This is a genomic window from Acetobacter cerevisiae (assembly GCF_001580535.1).
GTDB classification, from domain to species: domain Bacteria; phylum Pseudomonadota; class Alphaproteobacteria; order Acetobacterales; family Acetobacteraceae; genus Acetobacter; species Acetobacter cerevisiae.
In genome coordinates, this window is the sequence record NZ_LHZA01000066.1 from 1 (window position 1) to 4,020 (window position 4,020).

Consider the following 4,020-nt stretch of genomic DNA (forward strand, 5'->3'; position numbering starts at 1 on the left):
AAGGCCGATGACCGCATCCGGCTGATCGCCATGGATCTGGCAACCCATTTCGACAACAACATCGATAAGGACCTCAAGGGCATGCTGGCCTGTGACAGCAAGCTCTCCGCCATCCGCTACAAGCAGTATCTGGATGAGGTCGGTCTGTTCGAAAGCGCCATCGTCATGAGCCCGCCCGATACGCGCGAAGGCCATACGGAAGTCGATGAGCGCAAACAGCCGGAAATTCAGGACTGGTGGAAGGACAATGTCGGCAGCCAGAGTGAGGACGACTACACGCGCGGCGTCATCGAGCGCTTCGAGAAGGACCCGGACCTCAGGCTGATCATCGTGGTCGACAAGCTGTTGACCGGCTTTGATGAACCGCAGAACGCAGTGCTCTATATCGACAAGCCGCTGAAGCAGCACAATCTGTTGCAGGCCATTGCCCGCGTGAACCGGCTGCATGACCAGAAGACGCACGGGCTACTGATCGACTATCGCGGCATTCTGGCGGAACTGGACACCACCCTGGCCCGGTATGACGAACTGGCGGCCGAAAATGTCGGCGGATATGACCCCAAGGACATTGCCGGTCTGTATAGCCAGATGAGCACGGAATACCGCGAACTCCCCGCCTTGCATAAAGCGCTGTGGGCCATTTTTGAGGGCGTGAAGAACAGGAGCGACCTCCAGCAACTTCGCGCCGTGCTCATGCCCCGCATGGTGGAGGAGCACGGCCAGATGGTGGACGTGAACCTCAAGCGCCGGGATGATTTCTATGAGGCGCTGACGAAGTTTGCCGCCTGCCTGAAGGTCGCGCTGCAATCCGTGGCGTTTTTTGAAGACACCAGTTTCACGGAAAAGGACCGCGCCACCTACAAGGAAACGCTGAAGCAACTAACCAGTCTGCGCCAGATGGTGATGCAGGATACCGGTGAAACCGTGGACTTTGACCAGTATGCCGAGCAGGTGAAGAAGCTGCTGGACCGGCATGTGGCGGGCGTGAAGGTCCATGAGTCTGGCGGCCTGTATGCGGTCGGCAAGATGGGTCAGAAGCCCGAAGACAACCAGCCGGAGACCTGGAGCGAGGAGAAAACCCGCAACGAGACGGATCTGATCCGCACCCGTGTGACGAAGATGATCGAGCACGAGATGCAGGATGACCCGTATGCGAAGGAAGCCTTCTCGGCCCTGCTGCGCAAGGTGATTGAAGAGGCCGAGAGCCTGTTCGACCATCCCCTCAAGCAGTTCATGCTGTTCCAGGAGTTTGAGGACCAGGTGGCCAACCGCAAGCTGGACAATATCCCCTCTGTTTTTGACGGGCACCGGCATGCGCAGGCCTATTATGGTGTGTTCCTGAAAACGCTGGCGGCCATCAATTCCGAACAGACAGATGCAGAGAACCAGCGCTGGATTGATCTGGCATTCCAGATTAACCAAATCGTGGACAAGGCCGTGCGGGAGAACTCGCTCAGCCGCCCGGATATGGAAAAAGCGGTCAAGAAAGAACTGCTGCCGCTTCTATTCAGCACGGGCCAGAAAGCGGGCTTTGGCGTGGACAAGGCACAGGAGATCATCGAGCAGGTCATTCAGATCATGCGGGCTGGGCCTGCTGATACCCTGCGCGGCTGAGCATGGAAGAAACCCCTTCTCGCGTTCTGACCTATGGCGGTGAACAGATCCGCGTGAACCTGATCCCGCGTCCCCGCCCCGGCACGACATTGCGCATCAAGGTGCATCCGGACCTGACTGTGCAGGTGGTTGTTCCCGAAGGTACAACAGAGGCTGATCTGGACAAGGCGCTACACCAGAAGACCCGCTGGATCTGGCAGAAACTGCGGGACTTTCGGGCGGTGCAGGAACATGCCACGCCGCGCGCCTATGTCAGTGGGGAAAGCCATTTCTATCTGGGGCGGCGGCATCTGCTGAAAGTGCATCACCAGCCCGATGCGCCAGAGACCGTGCGGATGTTGCGTGGGCGGCTGGAAGTTTCCGTGCAGGAACGTCACGCTCTGCGGATTCAGAAGATGCTGGAACTCTGGTATTTCGCGAGGGCGCAGGAGGTGTTTCAAAACCGCCTGTCTGCCCTTCTCCCAACAACATTGTGGGTCAGCACGTCCCCAGCCCTGAAACTTCAGGTGATGCAGACCCAATGGGGAAACTGCTCACCGGGCGGGACCATCACGCTGAACCCTCATCTGGTCAAAGCTCCGCGTGACTGCATTGATTACGTGATCCTGCATGAACTGTGCCACCTGAAGGAGCACAATCATGGCCCAGCCTTCTGGTCACTTCTGGAGCGCGTGATGCCGGACTGGGAACGCCGTAAGGCACGGCTGGACGGGATGGCGGAAATGATGCTGCAAAAATAGCGCTCTTTGACCGCAATGGGGGGGGGGAGCGGAAGGTCCGATATCGGCAAGCGATAGCCGAAAGTAGTCATTTGCAACACTCAGGCTCATGGTGCTTACCAACCAACTTACATCGTTCCGATGGGGCGCAGAGAATGTCGATTTATGACGACATCGGCTATTTCGCGTTCCATTACGCTTCGAGCGAAGCCGCCCGCATACCTGCCGTTGAAAAGCTCAGATCAATCCGTCAAAAGCTGCCTAGACTGAGCGGGAATGCCGAGGGCATGCGATTTAAATCCGGACGGGCCGATTCCGCCCTTCAATATAGGCCAGTGCTTCGATCGCCAGAGGGAACAGGATGTCGTACAGGGTATGCGTGTCGACAGTTGTGCCCTTATGCGCCACCAAATTACGTTGCTTGATCAATTTCTTGCAGTCATTAATATCAATAGTTTTTGTCCCATTGATATTAATGACGGTCCCCATATTATTGTTGGAGAGGATATCGTAGAGTTTCTCAGACCGGCTGAGGACCGTGACGCCAGGCCCTTTCATCATATTGCTAAGGCGCGTCGTTTGGGCCGGTGTCAGCGTGACTGCAGCGGTGATTTGGGAAATCTCAGAGGAGGAAAACAACGATGGAAAGCTGAAGAGCTTTTCCAACTCCTCCAGCACCACGAACCACGAGATATATTTCATCTTAGGATCTGGATTGCGCATGCCTTCGGCAAAAATCTGGGACAAGGCGCTACCTTGGAAGGTTTGCAAACATAGGGGATCAACGGGGGTTGCCGTCTTGCTCGTGATGTTCAAATCATCAGTGATGGTGATCTGGCCCGATTGGTCATTGGGATCAAGGACCACCAGTTCTGTCAATCGGACAGTGACAGTCAACATCCCGTGCAGTGGGGTTATTTGCTTCTTCGCCATATCGACTGAAAAGGAATCGGCAAAGCGGGTCAAAAAGCTGTCAATCTCATCGAGCTTCATTGGCGCAGAAAATTCGAGTTCCATCGACTGCCAATCATTTTCAACCGCGCCAATTTCAAGCCGAGCAATCGTTACGCCCAAAATCGTGACGCTAGTCAGGATACAGCCAGGCGCATGCTGCCCTGTGGCCGATGGTGTGCAGAGAAAACCAGTGCTGCTAGAGGAAAAGCCTCTTACATCCATGCCAGGGGAGGCCTCGATACGGATGGGCACACGGATCTTGTGAATATTGTCAGTCTTGTGAGGATGCATGGCTTGTATCTAACGCAAGCTGGCGACAATAGCGAGGAGAAGGAGCGTCAGATGAGTGACTTAACGGCAAGTAGCGTGACTTCGGAAAGCTGTGAGCACGGTGCACATACCGAGCTTGCAGCAGCATAATTTGTACAGCAGCTAGCTAAATTTACTCGCGTATAGGAGGCGTTCCGGTTCGTCTAGAAGGCCGGACAAAAGAGAGGCGGATTATGGGGCTCCGCGAATGGTCGGTTTCGGAGGTACAGGACGCTTCAGGCCGCAGCACTGACCCACAGCAAAGTCCCAAACGCGGTCTATCGCGGTTCACCTAAAAATGTCTGCTTTCGGGCGGCCAGCATCACCACTTCGATGTGTGACTTGAAGGCGACTATCGCCTGTCTGCTCCTATTCCACTGAGCGGACAGGCAGACCAGGGGGGGGAACAGACAGTCGGCTATCG

General features: G+C 55.7%; 3 protein-coding genes. 2 read left to right on the forward strand and 1 reads right to left on the reverse strand.

Annotated features, from left to right (window positions below):
* Both AD928_RS00660 and AD928_RS00665 read left to right on the forward strand, forming a co-directional pair.
* The coding region (locus AD928_RS00660) for a type I restriction enzyme subunit R domain-containing protein (protein WP_407639263.1) at positions 1 to 1,614 on the forward strand (1,614 nt) is incomplete at its 5' end.
* 2 nt (positions 1,615 to 1,616) lie between these two features.
* The gene (locus AD928_RS00665) at positions 1,617 to 2,354 is read left to right on the forward strand and encodes a M48 family metallopeptidase (protein WP_062247450.1); all 738 of its coding nucleotides are present in this window, start codon (positions 1,617 to 1,619) and stop codon (positions 2,352 to 2,354) included.
* A 273-nt stretch (positions 2,355 to 2,627) separates the two neighbouring features.
* Here the strand turns inward: AD928_RS00665 and AD928_RS00670 are convergent, their stop codons facing one another.
* Positions 2,628 to 3,539, reverse strand: coding sequence for a hypothetical protein (locus tag AD928_RS00670; RefSeq protein ID WP_156470020.1), 912 nt, complete (start codon positions 3,537 to 3,539; stop codon positions 2,628 to 2,630).
* Positions 3,540 to 4,020 lie beyond the last annotated feature (481 nt).